At 59.6% G+C, this 19,186-nt stretch carries 13 protein-coding genes; 6 read left to right on the top strand and 7 right to left on the bottom strand.

Annotated features, from left to right (window positions below; genetic code table 11):
• The first annotated feature begins 108 nt into the window (after positions 1-108).
• Together AACY44_RS15320 and AACY44_RS15315 are read left to right on the top strand one after the other, a co-directional pair.
• A complete protein-coding gene (locus AACY44_RS15320; RefSeq protein WP_339530567.1) occupies positions 109-1,191 on the top strand; it encodes a catalase family peroxidase in 1,083 nt (360 codons plus the stop codon).
• Entirely contained in the window at positions 1,188-1,727 is a 540-nt protein-coding gene (locus AACY44_RS15315; RefSeq protein ID WP_339417956.1) for a cytochrome b, read from the top strand. The genes AACY44_RS15320 and AACY44_RS15315 overlap by 4 nt, the downstream gene beginning before the upstream one ends.
• On the opposite strand, the gene AACY44_RS15310 is transcribed toward AACY44_RS15315, so the two are convergent.
• Positions 1,629-2,900: an MFS transporter gene (locus tag AACY44_RS15310; RefSeq protein WP_339438289.1), complete on the bottom strand. Its 1,272-nt coding sequence runs from the start codon at positions 2,898-2,900 to the stop codon at positions 1,629-1,631. The two genes, AACY44_RS15315 and AACY44_RS15310, sit on opposite strands and share 99 nt — an antisense overlap.
• A 99-nt stretch (positions 2,901-2,999) precedes the next feature.
• Between AACY44_RS15310 and AACY44_RS15305 the strand changes: the two genes are divergently transcribed.
• Positions 3,000-3,452 carry a winged helix-turn-helix transcriptional regulator gene (locus AACY44_RS15305; RefSeq protein WP_339417953.1) on the top strand — a complete coding sequence of 151 codons (453 nt, stop codon included), beginning with the start codon at positions 3,000-3,002 and terminating at the stop codon, positions 3,450-3,452.
• Here AACY44_RS15305 and AACY44_RS15300 read toward each other — a convergent pair.
• Together AACY44_RS15300 and AACY44_RS15295 are read right to left on the bottom strand one after the other, a co-directional pair.
• Positions 3,449-4,600, bottom strand: a complete 1,152-nt coding sequence (locus AACY44_RS15300; RefSeq protein ID WP_339417952.1) for a M14 family metallopeptidase — start codon at positions 4,598-4,600, stop codon at positions 3,449-3,451. The two genes, AACY44_RS15305 and AACY44_RS15300, sit on opposite strands and share 4 nt — an antisense overlap.
• Positions 4,601-5,065: 465 nt before the next feature.
• Positions 5,066-5,416: a DUF6124 family protein gene (locus AACY44_RS15295; RefSeq protein ID WP_339417951.1), complete on the bottom strand. Its 351-nt coding sequence runs from the start codon at positions 5,414-5,416 to the stop codon at positions 5,066-5,068.
• Positions 5,417-5,546: 130 nt separating this feature from the next.
• On the opposite strand from AACY44_RS15295, the gene AACY44_RS15290 reads away from it, so the two are divergent.
• Entirely contained in the window at positions 5,547-6,179 is a 633-nt protein-coding gene (locus tag AACY44_RS15290) for a LexA family protein (RefSeq protein WP_339417949.1), read from the top strand.
• On the opposite strand, the gene AACY44_RS15285 is transcribed toward AACY44_RS15290, so the two are convergent.
• From AACY44_RS15285 to AACY44_RS15270, 4 genes are all read right to left on the bottom strand, one after another.
• The gene (locus AACY44_RS15285; RefSeq protein ID WP_339530564.1) at positions 6,176-8,101 is read right to left on the bottom strand and encodes an acetyl/propionyl/methylcrotonyl-CoA carboxylase subunit alpha; all 1,926 of its coding nucleotides are present in this window, start codon (positions 8,099-8,101) and stop codon (positions 6,176-6,178) included. The two genes, AACY44_RS15290 and AACY44_RS15285, sit on opposite strands and share 4 nt — an antisense overlap.
• The gene (locus AACY44_RS15280) at positions 8,098-8,904 is read right to left on the bottom strand and encodes a gamma-carboxygeranoyl-CoA hydratase (protein WP_339417945.1); all 807 of its coding nucleotides are present in this window, start codon (positions 8,902-8,904) and stop codon (positions 8,098-8,100) included. Before AACY44_RS15280 ends, AACY44_RS15285 begins: the two co-directional genes overlap by 4 nt.
• Positions 8,905-8,919: 15 nt before the next feature.
• Positions 8,920-10,524 (bottom strand): carboxyl transferase domain-containing protein, encoded by a 1,605-nt coding sequence (locus AACY44_RS15275; RefSeq protein ID WP_339530562.1) that lies wholly within the window; start codon positions 10,522-10,524, stop codon positions 8,920-8,922.
• A gap of 110 nt (positions 10,525-10,634) precedes the next feature.
• Complete coding sequence (locus AACY44_RS15270) at positions 10,635-11,798, bottom strand: isovaleryl-CoA dehydrogenase (protein ID WP_339427851.1); 1,164 nt, start codon at positions 11,796-11,798, stop codon at positions 10,635-10,637.
• A 150-nt stretch (positions 11,799-11,948) separates the two neighbouring features.
• On the opposite strand from AACY44_RS15270, the gene AACY44_RS15265 reads away from it, so the two are divergent.
• Together AACY44_RS15265 and AACY44_RS15260 are read left to right on the top strand one after the other, a co-directional pair.
• On the top strand, positions 11,949-13,583 hold the full coding sequence (locus AACY44_RS15265) for an AMP-binding protein (protein WP_339417941.1): 1,635 nt from the start codon (positions 11,949-11,951) through the stop codon (positions 13,581-13,583).
• An 81-nt stretch (positions 13,584-13,664) separates the two neighbouring features.
• Positions 13,665-18,839 carry an NEL-type E3 ubiquitin ligase domain-containing protein gene (locus AACY44_RS15260; protein WP_339530560.1) on the top strand — a complete coding sequence of 1,725 codons (5,175 nt, stop codon included), beginning with the start codon at positions 13,665-13,667 and terminating at the stop codon, positions 18,837-18,839.
• Positions 18,840-19,186: the final 347 nt, after the last annotated feature.

Raw genomic sequence — 19,186 nt, 5'->3', positions numbered from 1 at the left:
CCCTTGCCGGGAAATAAATCCAAGGCCTGGGAATAGAGCCAATCGGCGTTCGTCTTAATGCTCCGACCTTATGTTCACCCCTACGGCCTTTGGCCCTGGAGTTTCTTCATGGTAGATCACTCATCACCGCCCCGTCCCCCCTTGAGCACGTCGAGCCTGATCGCGCGCCTGGCGGGTATCGGAGCCGTGGTTGCGGTTATGGCGGGGGCATTTGCCTACGTCAATGGCACCCTCGACCCACAGCGCTTGCGTCCGAAAACCCTGGTCAATGCCTTGGAAACCAACAACGGTGTCCACCCAGGCTTCCGGCGTAACCATGCCAAGGGCGTGTGCGTGGCCGGCTATTTCGAGAGCAGCCCCGAGGCGCGTGCCTACTCCAGTGCCCAGGTGTTCAACGAGGCCAAGACCCCGCTGATCGGCCGGTTTGCCTTGCCCAGCGGCAACCCTTATGCGCCGGACAGCAGTGTGCCGATCCGCAGCTTTGCCGTGCAATTTAGCCAATCCAACGGCCAGCAGTGGCGCACCGGCATGAACAGCATGCCAGTGTTCCCGGTGGGTACGCCCGAGGCGTTCTACCAGATGCTCAAGGCCGGTGCGCCGGAGCCTTCCACCGGCAAGCCCAACCCGGCGAGCATGCCAGCGTTCTTTGCGGCTCATCCCGAGACGGCGCCGTTCCTGGCGTGGGTCAAGACCGCCAAGCCTTCCGCCAGTTATGCGACCGAAACCTACAACGGTATCAACGCGTTTTACCTGGTGGGCGCCGATGGCAAGCGCCAGGCCGTGCGTTGGGGCGTGGTGCCACAGCGTCAGGATGCAGCGGGCGATACCTCACCTGCGGGCAGCGATTTCCTGGAAAAAGACCTGGTGCGACGCCTGTCCGCTGGACCGTTGCGTTGGCAGTTGAACATCACCTTGGCCAATCCCGGTGACCCGCTGGACGATGCGAGCAAGACCTGGACCGGCGAGCATAAAGTCATCAATGCCGGCACCCTGGTGCTGCAAAGCAGCCAGGCTCAGGCCGATGGCGATTGCCGCGATATCAACTTCGACCCGCTGATTCTGCCCAGTGGCATCGAAGCCTCCAATGACCCGTTGCTCGCGGCACGTTCGGCGGCGTATGCCAGTTCGTACCTGCGCCGCGCCGGTGAAGTCAGCCCGTTGCGCAGCGCCCCTCAGGAGTCGAAGCCATGAATGACCAACCACGGTTTTTCGCCCCCCTGGCGCGCCTGCTGCACTGGCTCATGGCGCTGATGGTCATCGCCATGCTGTTTATCGGCGCGGGCCTGGCGGCGTCGGTTTCGCAGCGGCATGAATGGTTGATCCACCTGCACAAGCCGCTGGGTATCGCGATTCTGGCGCTGGTGATCGTGCGGCTGGTGGTGCGCTTCTCCACGCGCCAACCACCGTTGCCCGCCGACGTACCGCTGTGGCAAGTGTTGGCAGCCAAGGCGTCTCACCTGGTGCTGTATGCCTTGATGCTGGTGTTGCCGCTGCTGGGTTGGGCGATGATTTCGGCGGCGGGCGACCCGGTGATGCTTAGCAGTTCAGTGCAGCTGCCGGCGCTGGTGGGGGCAAATGCGCCTTTGTTTGCGGTGCTGCGCAAGGCCCATGGGTTCCTGGCCTATCTGCTATTCCTCACCGTGTTGTTGCACCTGGCGGCGGCGCTGTTCCATGGGCTGATTCGCCGTGACGGCGTGCTTCAAAGCATGACCGGCAGCAAAGACTGAGACCGGTTTCGGGGGCAGTGTGGTCAGCCAGTAGATCAATGCCAGCAGGTTCATCGCCGCGCCCAGGCCGCACACCCCGATCCACCCGGCCCAGGCATACATCGCCGTGGCACTGACCGATCCCACCGCACTGCCTACTGAGTAAAACACCATGTAACCCGCCACCAGCCGACTCTGTGCATCGGGGCGTACCGCATAGATCAGGCTTTGGCTGGTGACGTGCACGGCCTGCAAGCCCAGGTCGAACACAATCACCCCCAGCGACAGTGCCCACAGAGACGATTGGGTAAAACCGATGGCAACCCAAGAGAGCAGCATGAGCAGCAGTGCCGTGCCGCTGACCCATTGGGCGAAGCCCTTGTCGGCCAGGCGTCCGGCGTGCGCGGCACCCAGGGCTCCGGCGGCACCGGCGAGCCCGAAGAGGCCGACCTGCGTGTGCGAAAGCGACAGCGGCGGGGCGCTCAAGGGCAATACCATTGGCGTCCACAGGACGGTGCCGGCGGCGAAAATCAGCATCGCCAGCACGGCGCGGTCACGCAGGACTTTTTCCTCTTTGAACAAGCTGAAAACCGAGCGGATCAACGCGCCATAGGTGCCGGTTGCCTGCGGTTGCTCCGTGCCTGGCAGCACTCTCCACAGCAGGATCGCCATCAATAACGTCAGGCCTGCCGACAGCATGTACACCGAACGCCAACCCGCCAGGTCAGCCATGGCGCCTGAAACCGAGCGCGCCAGCAGCAAGCCGACCACGATACCGCTGGTAACCAGCCCGACCACGTGCCCGCGCTGTTCAGGCGACGCCAGATGGGCCGCGAATGCCACCAGCACCTGGGCGATAACGGCCAACAGCCCGGTGAGCACCATGCCGGCCAGCAACCAGAAACTGTTGCAAGACAACGCCACCACCAGCACGGCGAGCGTGGAAAGCAGCAGTTGGGTGACGATCAGTTTGCGCCGGTTGAGTAAATCCCCGAGAGGCACCAGCAGCAACAGTCCCACGCCATAGCCGACCTGGGTGAGGGCGATGATGATACCAACGGTGGCGTGATCCATGGCGAAGGTCTCGGCCATGGCGTCGAGCAGCGGCTGCGCGTAGTAGACGTTGGCCACCGACAGGCCACAGGCGATGGCGAACAGCAACACCACGGCGCCGCTCAAGGGGGATGAGGGCATGCGGCTTATCCTTGTGTGGTTCTAAAATGAAACCAGTTGCACGGTAAGGATTCCGGTTTTATATTGCAACCACATTATTGATCCAAGACAGGCAGCCTGATGGTCAACCTCACCCGTTTTGAAAGTGCCGAATGCCCGGTGGCGCGTTCGTTGGATGCCATTGGCGATGGTTGGTCGTTGCTGATCATTCGCGACGCGTTTGATGGCATCCGTCGCTTTAGTGAATTCCAGCGCAGCTTGGGGATGGCCAAGAATATTCTGTCCACGCGCTTGCGCAGCCTGGTGAACCATGGCGTGCTAGAGGTCGTGCCTGCGTCGGATGGTAGTGCGTATCAGGAGTACGCCCTCACGGAAAAGGGTCAAGGCCTGTTCAACGTGATCATCGGGTTACGGCAGTGGGGGGAAGGGTTTTTCTACGGGGCAGGCGAGGCGCATTCAGTGATGGTAGACCGCGCCCAGGGTGAGCCGCTGCGAGCGCTGGAATTGCGCTCCGCGGATGGACGCTTGCTGGGGCCCGAGGATTGTCGGCGGGTGCCCGCCGAGTCGGTTTAACGCAGTTCGTCGACGATAGAGGCGACGGTGCTCAACACATCCTTGCCCAACTGCATCGAGCGTTTACCTGACCAACCGGTGTGCGGGTTGGGGGCGTCGTCGTTGTCCTTGAAGGGCATTTCCAGGGTCAGGGACAGGCAGTCGTATTGCTCGCCTACCGCGTTGCAGGCCAGGCTCATGTTGGCTTCTCCCGGCAGGTCGCGGGTATAGCCGTAGGTCGTCTGGAAGTCGCGGGTCAGGCCACTCAAGTGGCTGCGGAAATGTTCTTCCAGCGCCTCGATGCGCGGGGTATAGCCGGGGTTGCCTTCACAGCCAGCGGTGAATACGTAGGGGATTTCCTCGTCGCCGTGGATATCGAGGAACAGGTCAACGCCGTACTTTTCCATTTGTTGCTGCACGAACAGCACTTCCGGGCTGTTCTCCTGGCTGGCGCTCTGCCAGGCGCGGTTGAGGTCCTGGCCCATGGCGTTGGTGCGCAGGTGGCCGTGGAAGGCGCCGTCCGGGTTCATGTTGGGCACCAGATACAGGTCGGCGACTTTCAGCAGCTTTTTCATCTCATCGTCGCCGTCCTGTTGCAGGCGTTCGATGATGCCTTCCATAAACCATTCGGCCATGTGCTCGCCGGGGTGCTGTTGAGCGATGATCCAGATCTTGCGCCGGCCTTCGCCCCCTTTACCCCGCCGTAACAGCTGGATATCACGGCCTTCAACACTTTTACCGGTGGCCAGCAGTTGGGTGCCAGTGCGGTTCAGGGCCTGCTCGATCAGCCAGTCGTGACGCTCGCGGCTATAGGGTTCGAAATAGGCGAGCCAGGCATGTTTTTCGCGGGTCTCGAGGCTGATATGCAGGATTTCTCCATCAAATCGCGAAGGTACCCTAAACCAATTGATGTGGTCGTAGGACGCCACGGCGTTGTAGCCGCTCCATGCGTTGGGGTAGGAGGACTGTCCGGCGTTGCTCAGGCGAAAGGTATGGGTGTGGCCCACATGCATGCCTTCGGCCTTGAAGTGGAACCATTGGTAATGCGCGCTGCATGTATCGGGTTTGATTGCCAGCAACAACTGATAGGCATCGTGGGCATCCAGTACCTGGATATTGCCACTGTCGAAGTCGGTGCTGATTTTGATGGAGGTCAAGGCCACGGTCATAGTCTGGTTGCCTGAATATGAGTGTTGTGGCGGCTATATTACACAGGAGTCTGGTAAAGATCGGATGCAAAATTGTTGCGAGAGGGAGGGGGCGTCGTCCTTGACGCCGCGGCAGCTTAGAATCTATGAGATTGATTCTCAAGCGCTAATTCGCAAAGATGTGGGCTAGAGCTATCCGCTGGCTTTCTTTTGGCGATGGTCGTTTGCTACCATGCGCGCCATCAAGTCGCACACAGTCTTCATTAGCCTGAAGCCACGCCAGGGAAACTGGCAAAAAAAAGACCCGGCCAAAGAGCCGGGTCAAAAACCGTGATTAGCCTGATGAGGAGATATTCCAAGAGTCCGACCTAAGGTCCCTTGTTCTATCGACTGATCTCGCGATCAGCTAGGCCCAATAATAATCATTATCATTTGCAAGTCAAATGTTTTTATCCTTGGGATAGAAATATTTTTTCTAACCGCCAGTTATCTATTCGCTTGAGCCTCTGGCACTTGCAACGACCGCTCCACCATCGCCTTCGCCATATCGATCAAATACACCACTGAAAACGCCATGTCACGATGACTGCCCTGATGGCTGCTCGCTGATGCATAGGCCGTGGCCGCAGCGCTGCGCAACAGCTCCGAGGCGTGCACCAGGGCGTCCTCCTGGCTGATGCCTGCATTGATGGCAAACAAGGCCTCTTCAGGGGTTGATGTCGACATATCCTCTTTCAAGTAAAAGTCCAACGCACGCTTGGCAGCACCGCTGCTGCGCAGGTCGTGCAATTCATCGTCTTCCGGGATTTCAGGCAGGAGAAGCGGGCTTGTCGTCATAAGGGGCGGTACTCTGGGTGGGTGTCGAAAACCTTATGTCCGATGATAGTACGTATCGTATTTATGTCGTTTTATGGATTACTACAAACTGTTTATTGCCCTGAAAACTACGTGACGTATTGTCAGCCCCATGGATAACTGGATCGCGTTGGTCAAGGCCAACATGGAAGACCGCAAGGTCACGCAAGGTGAGTTGGCTGAACGCTTGGGCATGTCCCAGGGGGGCGTGGGCCATTGGCTCAACAAGCGCCGTGCACCCAGCCTGGCGGACATGAACCGGGTATTGGCGGCGTTGGGCCTGGGCTACCTGGAGGTCGCGCTGGATATTCGCGAGCGGGCCGATGAAGTGCCTCCGGAGAAAAACTACAACCCGTATTTCCGCTATCCGGTCAGCGACTGGAAAGGGCTGTGCGAAATCCGCGAAGAGCGAACGCCTTATGGTACCGCCCGCTTCGAGTTGACGGATTATCATGCCCACGGCGATGCCTTTTGGCTGCCGGTCACAAGCGATGCCATGACGGCACCCAGCGGGCTCAGCGTGAGTGCGGGCATGATGATTCTGGTCGATCCGGCCATTACCGCCGAGCCCGGCAAGCTGGTGGTCGCCCAATGGGCCGATAGCCCCCAGGCGACCTTCCGTCAGCTGCAGGAAGAGAGCGGCCAGCTCTATCTGGTGCCGCTCAATCCGACTTACCCGAAACGGCAGTTCACCGGCGATTGCCGCATTCTTGGCGTCGTTGTGCAGGCCACGGCAAAGTTCTAGACCTTTGTTTCCAGCTCCACCAACGCGCAACCTTCGGCAACCATTTCGCCTTCCTGGCAGAACAGCGCCTTGACCACTCCAGCCTGGGGCGCGCGAATGCTGTGTTCCATCTTCATAGCCTCCAGCACCACCAGTTGCGTGCCGGCCTCCACGTTGTCCCCGACCTGCACCAGCACGCGCACGATGCTGCCGTTCATCGGTGCCGTAAGGCCACCTTGATGAGCGCCGCTGGCGTCGACCGCTGCAATCGGGTCAAACAGGCTGACGGCATGCACCTCGCCGTCCCAACGCAGGTACACCGTGCGGTCGTGGCGCACAGCCAGATGGCCAAGGCGCACGCCCTGGTGCTCGATCAACAACTGTTCACCGCGCAATTGCGCGGTATCGGCAGCGAGTGTCACCAGCCGATCCTGACCATTGCAGCTCAAATGCAGCGAAACCTCGGCAGGTAAACCGGCACGAAAGCCTCGCTTATCTGCCCAAGGCCCGTCACCGGCCGGCAAGGTCTGTATGAACGCCGCGCCCGCTGCCTGCCAGAAATCATTGCTCAGTTCGCCAGGTGTCGGCAGCAGCTCATCCTGATAGCGCGGAATAAAGCCGGTATCCAACTCGGCTGCCGCAAACGCCGGATGCCCGATAATGCGCCGCAAAAAGCCCAGGTTGGTCTTCAGGCCACCCACGGCAAACTCATCCAGCATGCCCAGCAGGCGCAGGCGCGCCTGTTCACGGTCCTCGCCCCAGGCAATCAGCTTGCCCAGCATCGGGTCGTAGTAGGGCGACACGCTATCGCCTTGCTCGACACCGCTGTCCACGCGGCGGCCAGCGCCCGACGCGGGTTCGCGGTACAGCGTCAGGTGCCCGGTGGCGGGCAGGAAATCATTGGCCGGGTCCTCGGCATACAGGCGTACTTCGATCGCATGGCCGATCAGCGGCACCTGCTCCTGGGTGATCGGCAGCGCCTCGCCCTGAGCGACACGAATCTGCCAGGCCACCAGGTCGAGGCCCGTAATCGCCTCGGTCACCGGATGCTCCACCTGCAGACGCGTGTTCATCTCCATGAAGAAGAACTCACCGCGAGCGTCCAGCAAAAACTCCACGGTACCTGCGCCGACATACCCGATGGCCTGGGCCGCACGCACAGCGGCTTCGCCCATGGCTTTGCGTTGTTCAACACTCAAGCCTGGAGCCGGCGCTTCCTCGACGACTTTTTGGTGGCGCCGCTGGATCGAGCAATCCCGTTCATTGAGGTACAGGCAATGCCCATGCTGATCGGCAAACACCTGGATCTCCACGTGACGCGGCTTGAGCAGGTATTTTTCAACCAGCATCTGCCCGTTGCCGAAGGACGACAGCGCCTCACGTTGTGCCGAGGCCAGGGCCTCGGCCAGTTGGCTGACGTCCTCGACCACCTTCATGCCTTTGCCACCGCCACCGGCCGTGGCCTTGAGCAGTACGGGGTAGCCGATACGCTCGCAGGCCGCGCGGAAGGTTTCCAAGTCCTGGGCCTCGCCGTGATAACCCGGCACCAGCGGCACGCCGGCGGTTTCCATCAACGCCTTTGCGGCCGACTTGCTGCCCATGGCATCGATGGCCGAGGCGGGCGGCCCGAGGAAGATCAAGCCGGCGGCTTCAATCGCGCGGGCAAACCCGGCGTTCTCCGACAGAAAACCATAGCCTGGGTGAATTGCCTGGGCGCCACTGGCCTGGGCGGCGGCGATCAGTTTATCGATTTGCAGGTAGCTGTCAGTGGCCTTGCTGCCGCCCAGGTCGACACGGATATCTGCCTCGCGGCTATGTCGCGCATCGCGGTCGGTGGCGCTGTGTACGGCCACGGTTTTCAGGCCCATGGCCTTGGCGGTGCGCATCACGCGGCAAGCGATCTCGCCACGATTGGCGACCAGCAGGGTCGTGAGTGGGCTCATGAACGCGGCTCCTGTGGCTGCCAGCTCGGTGGACGTTTTTGCAGGAAGGCGCGCAAACCTTCCTGGCCCTCGGCACTGACGCGAATGCGCGCAATCGCATTTTCGCAATAGCGGCGCAGGGCCGGGGTGAGGGCGCCGTTGCCGACTTCGCGCAGCAAGTCTTTGCTGGCACGCATTGCCGCCGGGCTGTTTTGCAACAGGTTGGCGACCCACTGCTCCACCTGCTGGTCCAGCGCGTCGATTGGGTAGCTCTCCGCCAGCAAACCGATATCCCGTGCGCGCTGGCCGCCGAAGCGTTCAGCGGTCAGCGCATAGCGCCGTGCCGCGCGTTCACCAATGGCCTGTACCACAAACGGGCTGATCACCGCCGGCGCCAAGCCAATGCGCACTTCCGACAGACAGAACTGCGCATCGTCCGCGCCAATCGCCATGTCGCAGCAACTGATCAGGCCCAGTGCGCCGCCGTAGGCCGCGCCTTGTACCACCGCCAGTGTCGGGATTTTCAGCTTGGCCAGGTTGTACATCAGCTCCGCCAGTTCGCGGGCGTCGTCCAGGTTGGTGTGGTAATCCAATTCGGCCGATTGCTGCATCCAGGCCAGGTCTGCGCCGGCACTGAAGTGCTTGCCTCGCCCGCGTAGGACTAAAAAGCGCAAGGACGGATCGCCTTGCACCTGGTCGAGGGCGATGATCAGTTCGCGGATCATCTCGGCGTTGAATGCGTTGTTCTTGGCTTCACGACTGAGCCACAGCGTGGCAAAGCCACGGCTGTCGGTGATCAGTTCGAGGGTATTGAAATCGCTCATGGGGTGCAGCTCCATTTACATGCGGAACACGCCGAAGCGGCTCGGCTCGATGGGGGCGTTCAGCGAGGCGGACAAGGCCAGGGCCAGCACGTCACGGGTCTGCAGCGGATCGATGACACCGTCGTCCCACAGGCGCGCGCTGGAATAGTAGGGGTGGCCCTGGGTTTCGTACTGGTCGAGGATTGGCTGCTTGATCGCGGCTTCTTCTTCGGCGGTGAAACCAACGCCCGCGCGTTCAGCCTGCTCACGTTTTACCTGCACCAGCACGCCGGCCGCCTGTTCGGCCCCCATCACGCCGATGCGTGCGTTCGGCCACATCCACAAGAAACGCGGGTCATAGGCACGGCCGCACATGCCATAGTTACCGGCACCAAAGCTGCCACCGATGATCACCGTGAACTTCGGCACCTTGGCGCAGGCCACTGCGGTGACCAGCTTGGCGCCGTGTTTGGCAATGCCGCCAGCTTCGTATTTCTGCCCGACCATAAAGCCGGTGATGTTCTGCAGGAACAGCAGGGGAATGCCGCGCTGACAGGCCAACTCGATAAAGTGCGCGCCTTTTTGCGCCGCCTCGGCAAACAGAATCCCGTTGTTGGCCAGTATCGCCATCGGGTAGCCGTGCAGGTGCGCAAAGCCGCACACCAGCGTGTTACCGAACAGTGCTTTGAACTCATCGAACACCGAGCCGTCGACCAGCCGTGCGATCACTTCGCGTACGTCAAAGGGCTGCTTGGCGTCGGCCGGGATCACACCGTAAAGCTCTTCGCAGCTGTAAAGCGGTGCTACGGGCGTGCGCTGCAACAGTTCGCCCTGCTTGCGCCAGTTGAGGTTGGCCACGCTGCGCCGGGCCAGCGCCAGAGCGTGTTCATCGCTGTCGGCGTAGTGGTCGGCCACGCCAGAGATCTTGCAGTGCACATCGGCACCGCCGAGGTCTTCGGCGCTGACTACTTCACCGGTGGCAGCCTTCACCAAAGGCGGTCCGGCGAGGAATATCGTCGCCTGGTTGCGCACCATGATTGCCTCGTCCGCCATCGCCGGCACATAAGCACCGCCGGCTGTGCATGAGCCCATTACCACGGCAATCTGCGGGATGCCTTGGCCGCTCATATTGGCTTGGTTGAAGAAGATCCGCCCGAAGTGCTCGCGGTCCGGAAACACTTCATCCTGACGTGGCAGGTTGGCGCCGCCGGAGTCCACCAGGTAAATGCACGGCAGGCGATTCTGCTCGGCAATGGTTTGCGCGCGCAGGTGCTTTTTTACAGTCAGGGGGTAGTAGGAGCCGCCTTTTACGGTGGCATCGTTGGCGACGATCATGCATTCGACGCCCTCCACGCGGCCGATCCCGGCTATTACGCCAGCGGCGGGCACATCTTCGCCATACACCTGATAAGCGGCCAATTGGCTGAGCTCGAGAAACGGCGAGCCTGGGTCGAGAAGGCGGTTGATGCGCTCGCGTGGCAGCAATTTGCCGCGCGACGTGTGCCGTTCCTGAGCCTTGGCGCCGCCGCCTTGCTGCACATGCGCGAGCAGGCTGTGCAGGGCGTCGACCTGTTGGCGCATCGCCGCGCTGTTGGCGGCAAACTCCGCCGATCGTGGGTTGAGCTGGGTGTGTAAAAGCATGGCTTACTCCGTAGGCGTTGCGAGCTACGAACTGCAAGCTGTCAGCCACAAGCTGCAAGTAAACGCGGTCCTCTTGCAGCTTGAAGCTTGGCACTTGCGGCTGACGAAATTCATTTCGTCTCGTTAAAGAGTTCGCGGCCGATCAGCATCCGGCGGATCTCACTGGTGCCGGCGCCGATTTCGTACAGCTTGGCATCGCGCAGCAGGCGCCCGGCAGGGAATTCGTTGATGTAGCCGTTGCCACCGAGAATCTGGATCGCATCGAGGGCCATTTGCGTGGCGCGTTCGGCGCTGTAGAGGATCACCCCGGCCGCATCCTTGCGCGTGGTTTCGCCACGTTCGCAGGCCTGGGCCACCGCGTAGAGATAGGCGCGGCTGGCGTTGAGTTGGGTGTACATGTCGGCGACCTTGCCCTGGATCAGCTGGAATTCGCCGATGCTCTGGCCGAACTGCTTGCGGTCGTGGATGTAGGGCACGATCAGGTCCATGCAGGCCTGCATGATCCCGGTGGGGCCACCGGAAAGCACCACGCGTTCGTAGTCCAGGCCGCTCATCAGCACTTTCACGCCGCCATTGAGTACACCGAGGATGTTTTCTTCGGGCACTTCGACGTCATCGAAAAACAGTTCGCAGGTGTTGGAGCCGCGCATGCCTAGCTTGTCGAACTTGTTGCTGCGGCTGAAGCCTTTGCAGTCGCGCTCGACGATAAACGCGGTGATGCCGTGGGCACCTTTTTCCAGGTCGGTCTTAGCGTAGATCACGTAGGTGCTGGCGTCAGGGCCGTTGGTGATCCAGGTCTTGCTGCCGTTGAGCACGTAATGATCGCCGCGCTTATCCGCGCGCAGTTTCATCGAGACCACATCGGAACCGGCGTTCGGCTCGCTCATGGCTAACGCGCCGACGTGTTCGCCGCTGATGAGTTTGGGCAGGTACTTGAGTTTCTGTTCGTGGTTGCCGTTGCGGTTGATCTGGTTCACGCACAGGTTGGAGTGCGCGCCATAGGACAAGGCCACCGACGCCGAACCGCGGCTGATTTCTTCCATGGCCACCACGTGCGCCAGGTAACCCAGGCCGGCGCCGCCGTACTCTTCTGGCACAGTAATGCCTAACAGGCCCATGTCGCCGAACTTGCGCCACAGGTCCGCTGGGAACAGGTTGTCGATATCGATCTGTGCCGCACGGGGCGCGATTTCCTTGCCCACGAACGACTGCACCTGGTCACGCAGCATGTCGATGGTTTCACCGAGGGCGAAGTTCAGGGACGGGTAACTCATGGAAGGGCACCTTAATGTGAGCGTTGTTTTTGTGTGGATGGCGCGCCAGGGGAGGACGTTCACCTTTACGTTAACGTAAGCTTGCGTTAAGGCGCTGTCAATCGTAGTTTACGTTTACGTCAACCTACAAAAAAGACAACAGGGGTCGTTATGGATCAATCGAATCAGAGCTACAGCCGTGGCGTTCAGGACAAGACCTTGCTGGCCATGACGATTGGCCAGGCCTTTGATCGCACCGTTGCACAGTTTCCCGATGGCGAGGCGCTGGTGGTGCGCCATCAACAGCAGCGCTTCACCTGGCAGCAACTGGCGCAGGCCGTGGATTTACATGCCCGCGCATTCCTCGCGCTGGGCATGCAGATCGGTGATCGCCTGGGTATCTGGGCACCCAATTGCGCCGAGTGGTGTATCAGCCAGATCGCCAGTGCCAAGCTGGGTGTGATCCTGGTCAATATCAATCCGGCGTACCGCAGCAGTGAATTGGCGTACGTGCTCAAGCAGTCCGGTTGCCAGTGGCTGGTATGCGCCGGGTCGTTCAAGACGTCCGATTACCACGCGATGCTCCAGGAATTGAAGCCCGAGCTGCGCGGCATGATCAGCCTCGACCCCAGTCCGCCCACGGGATTCCTGCCCTGGTCGCAGTTGGCCGCGCTCGGCGCTGGCATTGCGCCCGAACAGTTACACAACCGCCAGGCCAGCCTGCACTTCGACCAAGCCGTGAATATCCAGTACACCTCCGGCACCACCGGCTTCCCCAAGGGCGCGACCCTCAGTCATCACAACATTCTCAATAACGGCTACATGGTCGGTGAAAGCCTGGGTTTGACCGCGCAGGATCGCCTGGTGATCCCGGTGCCGCTTTATCACTGCTTTGGCATGGTGATGGGCAATCTGGGCTGCATCACCCACGGCACCACCATGATCTACCCCAATGACGGCTTCGACCCGCTGCAGACCCTCACTGCCGTCGCCGAAGAGCGCGCCACCGGCCTGTACGGCGTGCCGACCATGTTTATCGCCATGCTCGATCACCCACGTCTCGGCGAGTTCGACCTGTCTACCTTGCGCACCGGCATCATGGCCGGTGCGACGTGCCCTATCGAAGTGATGCGCCGGGTCATCAACGAGATGCACATGAGTGAGGTGCAGATTGCCTACGGCATGACCGAAACCAGCCCGGTGTCCCTACAAACCGGCGCGGATGATGACCTGGAACGTCGCGTCACCACGGTCGGTCGCACCCAGCCGCAGTTGGAAAACAAGATCATCGACGCTGACGGCAATACCGTCGCACGCGGTGAAATCGGCGAGTTATGCACCCGTGGCTACAGCGTGATGCTCGGCTACTGGAATAACCCCGACGCCACCCGCGAGGCCATCGATGACGCCGGCTGGATGCACACCGGCGACCTGGCGAGCATGGACGCCCAGGGTTATGTATGCATCGCGGGGCGCAACAAGGACATGATCATTCGCGGTGGCGAGAACGTATACCCGCGCGAGTTGGAGGAGTTTTTCTTCACCCATCCGGCAGTGGCGGATGTACAGGTGATCGGCATTCCGGATGAACGCTTCGGTGAAGCCATCGTCGCCTGGGTCAAGTTTCATCCAGGCCATGTGGCCAATGAATTGGAGCTGCACACCTGGTGCAAGGGGCGAATCGCGCATTTCAAGACGCCCAAGCATTTCAAGATCGTGGAGGAGTTTCCAATGACGGTCACGGGCAAGGTTCAGAAATTCCGCATGCGCGAGATCAGCATCGAGGAGTTGCGCGACGACGCCTGAAGCGTGGTGCATGTCTACTGCTGCGCGCGCCAGCGCGGTGCCTAAAGTGGCGAACTACTTCGCCACTTGACGGCCATACCGATGACACACCGCACGATTGATCCCCCGACGCGACCTGTTCAGGACGAGCACAGTCCACATGGTCGGCTTATCAAGGACAACACGCCTGGCTGGTACACCGATGCGCTGGATCAGCGCAAAACCGAACTGGCCTCGTTGGCACTGAACATCCCGGATTGGTACAAAAAGGCCCCGGCGGCTGCGCGCGATCGCATGAGCACGATCCACTTACGCAGCAGGACGTCCTTGAACCAACTCGATCAGATGTTCAGTGAACTGAAGGGACCGGCAGAGTACGCCGAGCCGTTGTTGGTGGCAGCGATCGAGAAAACGTTCGGGCAGAGGTTGGACACCAGAAAAGCGTTTTATGCCCGCAAGCTGACACAGCTGGAATGCGAGTCCGCACCCAGAGAAGTTTCGACCTCCTACGCCAGCACATTGGCCCCGCAATTCTATTTTTACAAAGGTATCAGCCTGCTGGAGGCTGCGCTGAACAACTTCACCTCGCAAGAGGCAAGTGATCCGGGTTGCGAGGACTGCCACTTGATCACCTATTACAACTTTTACCAGTACCCAAGCGACAAGCTTCATTCGCCAGGCAATGTCCAGTCACTCCCAGTGCGTATCAAGTCTCATGAGTTCGCCAAACTGTGTCGGGAACTCGATCTGGGGAGCTCCTACTACGAGTACGTGCGCACCTATCTCAACAATCATATTCGGATCACCACCACACCGGCGGAAGTTGGCAAGCTGTACAGCACCCTGATTACCAGCCATCGGAACCAGTTGAAACTGGCCGCTGAGATTGCCTTGATGAAGGGGGACATCGGCGCTGATCACCACCAGTTGATCAACGATCTGTTGATAGATCAGGCAGACCGCAAATGGGACGGCGCGGTGGTGAAGTTTTCGCCGTTGCGGTTACTCAATTTTGTGATCGAGAACATCCTGGTCATCGGTCCGGTCGTGTGGCGGACAAATGTGAGGAATGCAGCGCTCGTGCCCCGACCATGCCTGGTATACATTCCGGGCGATCCACTCCATCCACTCAAGGTCTATGACCATGTTGCGGCCTTTACCGACGAGCTGACGACGCGTCTGTGTCATGTCGAATACCGCACATTCTTCAGCCAGTTCGTGCCACTTGCCGATCAGGATGGTTTTTTTACACAGTTGAAGGCACTGCTGGATCCGGGGGCGGTATACGCCCACGATCAGGATTTTGCCCCGGCGCAAAAAAGCCGGATCCATCGTCAGGGAACCTATGCGTCACCGTGGCGAGACGTCTGGATGGACTGCGCGATGCAGCGCATACGGCTGATCATGAGCAATGCCAGCACCAGTGTGGTGTCCACCCAGGATGTGGACGATCGTGTTTATAAAGCCTGGCTCTGGTCGTTCGGCAGCAAAGCGCTGGATATTCTCAATCTTGCCTCTTTCGTGGTGCCTTTCCTGGGAGAGGTGATGCTGGTCGTTGCCGCCGCGCAGGTGCTCTACGAGGTCGGTGAAGGGATTGATGCCTGGTCCCAGGACGACGTCCAAGCGGTTTGGGCACATTTTTCGGCGGTGGGTTTCAATCTGGCGGGGCTGGCGCTGCCCAAAGTGTTGGAGACAGCGAAAAATACGGCGTTCATCAAGCGGCTGGTGCATGTGGAACTCGGAGGGCGACCGCGTTTATATGATTTCCAGCCGAGGTCATATCTGCATCAAATTGCGTTGCCCGACGGACAACGGCCAAACGCGCTAGGGCTCTATGTCCACGAAGCAGGTCTCTACTTGCCGGCAAACGGTGGTGGTCATTACAAGGTCAAAGCCAGCGGTACCGATAACGAGTTCAGGTTTGTGCACCCTGAGGGTGATGCCCGCTATGCGCCACGTGTGCGACATAACGGCGAAGGCGCTTGGGTGCATGAGTTCGAACAACCGTCGACGTGGGATCGCCAAACCCTGTTGCGTCGCATGGGGCATACGGTCGATCACCTTAGCGATAGTCAGCTCGAGCAGGCGAGGGCGATCAGTGGCGTAACAGATGACGAGTTGCGTCGGGTATTCATCGAGCACCGGCCGCCTGCGCCACTCCTCAAAGATATGCTGCGGCGGTTTGAATGCGCCGGTAAATACCAGTCATTTATTGATCGGTTGAGCCACTCAGACCCTTGGTTTTTTAGCCAGGTCGATTGGTTCACACAAGTCCAGTTGTTGCTCGAGTGTGGGATGTGGCCCGAGTCGCGCGTGTTGGTGGCGCTGGATGCTGAGGGCAATCAGGTGTGGTGTTCAGCTGTTCCGAGTGATTCGTCCTCGGTCGTCACGCTTGGGCATGAGGAACTGGAAAGTGGCCGCCTCTTTTCGTCATTCAGGGAGCAGTTGACGGAGCCCGAAATTCGCCACTTATTGGGCGAAAAGAAGATGACGCAAGAGGCTATCTCAATGCTGTTCCTGAGGACCCGAGACGTTTCATCCGAGACTTCGCCCTCCGCGAACGAAGAACTTGACGATGAAGATACTGATCCGCTGATGCAGTATTTGCGTACACACTATGCGAGGGTGGTGAGGTACCGGGATTGCTTGCTTGAGGCGGCCTATGGCACCAAAGGTAAGCTGTTCAATCGGGAGATATCAGCCGGTGATGTATCCAGCGACGCCAACGTAAAACTGATCCAGCGCGACTTTCCTGGTCTGCCTAAACTGGCCGCCGAAGAAATAGTCAGCCATGCCAATAGTCAGGAACTGACAAGCATGCAGACCGGGTCACGTTTGCCTTTACGCCTGGCCGAGGAAGCACGTGTTTACTGGCAGAAGGCGCGAGTGATGCGGGCACACGCAGATCTTTTGTTCGACAATCAACTCACGTTGGACGTCGTACGGCTGGCCTTGCACAAGATGGCCTCCCTGCCCGGGCTTCTGGAAGGTGTGTCTGTTGAGCTACGCGAGGGCGCTTACGATGGTCCCCTGCTGGACCGGGTGGGTGATACGAGCGCGCCCAGGCAACTGCGTCTTATCCATACCGACCTGAAGGAGTGGAAACTCTGCAGCGGCCCGGAAAAAGTAGAGTACTGGCGCAGTGATGAAGGCGCGTTCTTTAACGCGCTCTGGATGGCAAGCAGTGGCAAGTTCACAGGGTGGGCCGAATTCAATAGGGCTGCCCAACGCTTGAAGATGCAGATTGCGCAACAGCCGCTGAGCGAGCTGGCGAGCCGGCGCGCACTTGGCTTGAAAGCAATCAAACCCGGTTTCAAATCACCCATGCGTCTGGCTGACGGACGCATAGGGTATCCACTCAGCCCGGTGGGCGGCGCTGGCGAGCGTCCGTCTGTTTGTAGGATGAAAGCAATGGCGCTGTACCCGTCGAAGTCCATGGCAGAGGTCGAGGTCATGCTCGACCTTCAAGGCGCTGGCGACGCTGTACTTCTGGCGAGGTTGACCCAACTCGAAGCTGAGCTTGCAGACTTGGACACGGCGCTGGGCAGTTGGCAGCAGGAGGGCGGATCGGGTTATGCAAGCGCCAGGCGCAGAGTGTCGGGCACCATCAAGGCTGCCTGGCGTAGAAGTTCTGCGCAGGCATTGGCAGGGGATCAGACGCCGATCGGCCATGTACTGGACTTGTCGCATGAAGTGATTGGCGAATTGCCTGCGATAACCGCAAATATGGATCACGTGGGCAGCCTGGTTCTACGTCGAATGGCGCTTTCAGACAGCTCACTGCCTTTTCTGAACGCATTCGGCGGCTTGCGCTGGCTGGACATGCGAGAGAACAACCTGACGCAACTGCCAGATTTCGCTAATGGCGGGGCCGGGCTGACTAAACTCTATTTGAGTCGAAACGATATCCAGATGACCGAATCGAGCCGCCTGCGTCTGGAGGGTATGCAGAGCCTGAAGATTCTGAATCTCAGCGATAATCGTCGCCTGGGATGGCAGGCCGACCTGCGCCGCCTGCGCAATTTGAACCAGCTTTATCTTTCGGATACCGGCACGGAGACCTTTCCTGTCGGCGCCGAACAACTACCCCAACTGGCCCGCGTCGATCTGCACACTAATCGGATCACGACGTTACCTGAATACGCTTTCCAGCATCCGGACCGCATCATCGTGCACGACAATCCATTGTCGGCGGCTACCCTGGCGCGGCTGGGTGAGCCTTTCAACGCGGCGCATTTGGGGGAGCACATTACGGTCGACGAAGCGCGCGGCTTATGGCTGGGAGCGTTGTCGGCCAGCGAATCAGCCCGGCGCGGCGGGATCTGGGACGAACTCAGGGCCAATCCTGAGTCAGCCGCTTTTTTTACCGTGGTGTCCGATACTACTCGCAGCGCGGAATTCAACAGTGATGTGACGCGCCCGGTACTGGCGCAGCGCGTGTGGAACATGCTCGAGGCCGCGAGCGAAAGCCAGGCTATCCGAGAGTCGTTATTTGCAGCTGCCGATGATCGAGTCACCTGTGGCGACGGCAGCTCGGTCGAATTCATGAATCTCGAGAGTGAATTGCTGGGGGCGAGGGCACTCGAGTTGGCAGGCGTTGAGAGCGAAGAAGGCGCGTTGGTATCCACGGGCAGAAAGTTGTTTCGTCTAGCGTTGGTAGACGCCATTGCCGAACGGGATGTCGCGGCGAGAGGACCCGGGTTTACCGAGCAGGTTGAAGTCATTCTGGCTTATCGCACCCGGCTTGCGGTATCGCTGGATTTGCCGGTCCAATCCCGGGACATGTTGTTTGCGCAGCAGGCCGCTGTGAGTCAAACGGATATCGATAATGCGGGCGCAGAGGTGCAAAGAGAAATGCGTCATGCGGCTAAAGAGGCGGACTTTTTTATCGGGCGCCTGTTCTGGGACAAACACCTGCGCACCCGATACCCTCAGGAACTTGAGGCGTTAATGAAGCCGGACCTAGTTCTGATAGACGAAAAGAGCACTGCGCTGTTCGATATTTCGGATTTGCAAGGCGAGCAAGACGCCGCTGTAGATCCAGCGACAAGAGCACTGTGGCAGACAAAACATGATGAGGCGGTCGGCCGGTTAGCGCGCCTGTTGAGTATGCGCAGGGATCAAATCCTGGTGAACGGCTCGATGCAAAGCGTGTTTTTTGAGCGTGAACTCAAGCAGCTAGGGGCTGAGCGGCGGGCGCTGGAACAACGAGCGCTGCACACCTTGACGCGGAGGGTGTTCAACAACGTCGCGGCCTCAGGTGGGACCGCCCTGTAATCGCACGGTGCAGAAAGCACAAAGGGGACCCTAGGGTCCCCTTTAATTTGTCGTTGCGTGCTCTTTTTTTATTATTGAGGGGCGGTCTATTGTTGTTTTTGGCAACCGTTACCCTTTACCGCTGTTTTTGGCGACCCCCATTCGGAGTCAAGAGCAAACGTATTTTTTTGAGCGCTGACCTGCTTCTTCATTATCGATCCAACCAGTGGGTAGCTACCTGAGGTAGTTTTATTTTTCTCTAACCGGTTGCGGGTTTCGGCACGCCGTACCCTGCGAAGCACATCTTCTCCAAAAAAATCTGTTAGCTGCGTCTCTGCCGTGTTGTTTTTGTTATGTCAGAGTCGTTT

The sequence above is a fragment of the Pseudomonas sp. RA_15y_Pfl1_P11 genome (assembly GCF_963970975.1).
Taxonomy (GTDB): domain Bacteria; phylum Pseudomonadota; class Gammaproteobacteria; order Pseudomonadales; family Pseudomonadaceae; genus Aquipseudomonas; species Aquipseudomonas tritici.
This window is presented reverse-complemented; position numbering and strand designations above follow the sequence as displayed.

Excerpts from the sequence above, each read along its gene's own strand:
- AACY44_RS15310 (WP_339438289.1), bottom strand. The coding sequence starts at position 2,900 with ATGCCCTCATCCCCCTTGAGCGGCGCCGTGGTGTTGCTGTTCGCCATC.
- AACY44_RS15270 (WP_339427851.1), bottom strand. The coding sequence starts at position 11,798 with ATGAGTTACCCGTCCCTGAACTTCGCCCTCGGTGAAACCATCGACATG.
- AACY44_RS15320 (WP_339530567.1), top strand. The coding sequence starts at position 109 with ATGGTAGATCACTCATCACCGCCCCGTCCCCCCTTGAGCACGTCGAGC.
- AACY44_RS15290 (WP_339417949.1), top strand. The coding sequence starts at position 5,547 with ATGGATAACTGGATCGCGTTGGTCAAGGCCAACATGGAAGACCGCAAG.
- AACY44_RS15300 (WP_339417952.1), bottom strand. The coding sequence starts at position 4,600 with ATGACCGTGGCCTTGACCTCCATCAAAATCAGCACCGACTTCGACAGT.
- AACY44_RS15285 (WP_339530564.1), bottom strand. The coding sequence starts at position 8,101 with ATGAGCCCACTCACGACCCTGCTGGTCGCCAATCGTGGCGAGATCGCT.
- AACY44_RS15280 (WP_339417945.1), bottom strand. The coding sequence starts at position 8,904 with ATGAGCGATTTCAATACCCTCGAACTGATCACCGACAGCCGTGGCTTT.
- AACY44_RS15295 (WP_339417951.1), bottom strand. The coding sequence starts at position 5,416 with ATGACGACAAGCCCGCTTCTCCTGCCTGAAATCCCGGAAGACGATGAA.
- AACY44_RS15315 (WP_339417956.1), top strand. The coding sequence starts at position 1,188 with ATGAATGACCAACCACGGTTTTTCGCCCCCCTGGCGCGCCTGCTGCAC.
- AACY44_RS15265 (WP_339417941.1), top strand. The coding sequence starts at position 11,949 with ATGGATCAATCGAATCAGAGCTACAGCCGTGGCGTTCAGGACAAGACC.
- AACY44_RS15275 (WP_339530562.1), bottom strand. The coding sequence starts at position 10,524 with ATGCTTTTACACACCCAGCTCAACCCACGATCGGCGGAGTTTGCCGCC.
- AACY44_RS15260 (WP_339530560.1), top strand. The coding sequence starts at position 13,665 with ATGACACACCGCACGATTGATCCCCCGACGCGACCTGTTCAGGACGAG.
- AACY44_RS15305 (WP_339417953.1), top strand. The coding sequence starts at position 3,000 with ATGGTCAACCTCACCCGTTTTGAAAGTGCCGAATGCCCGGTGGCGCGT.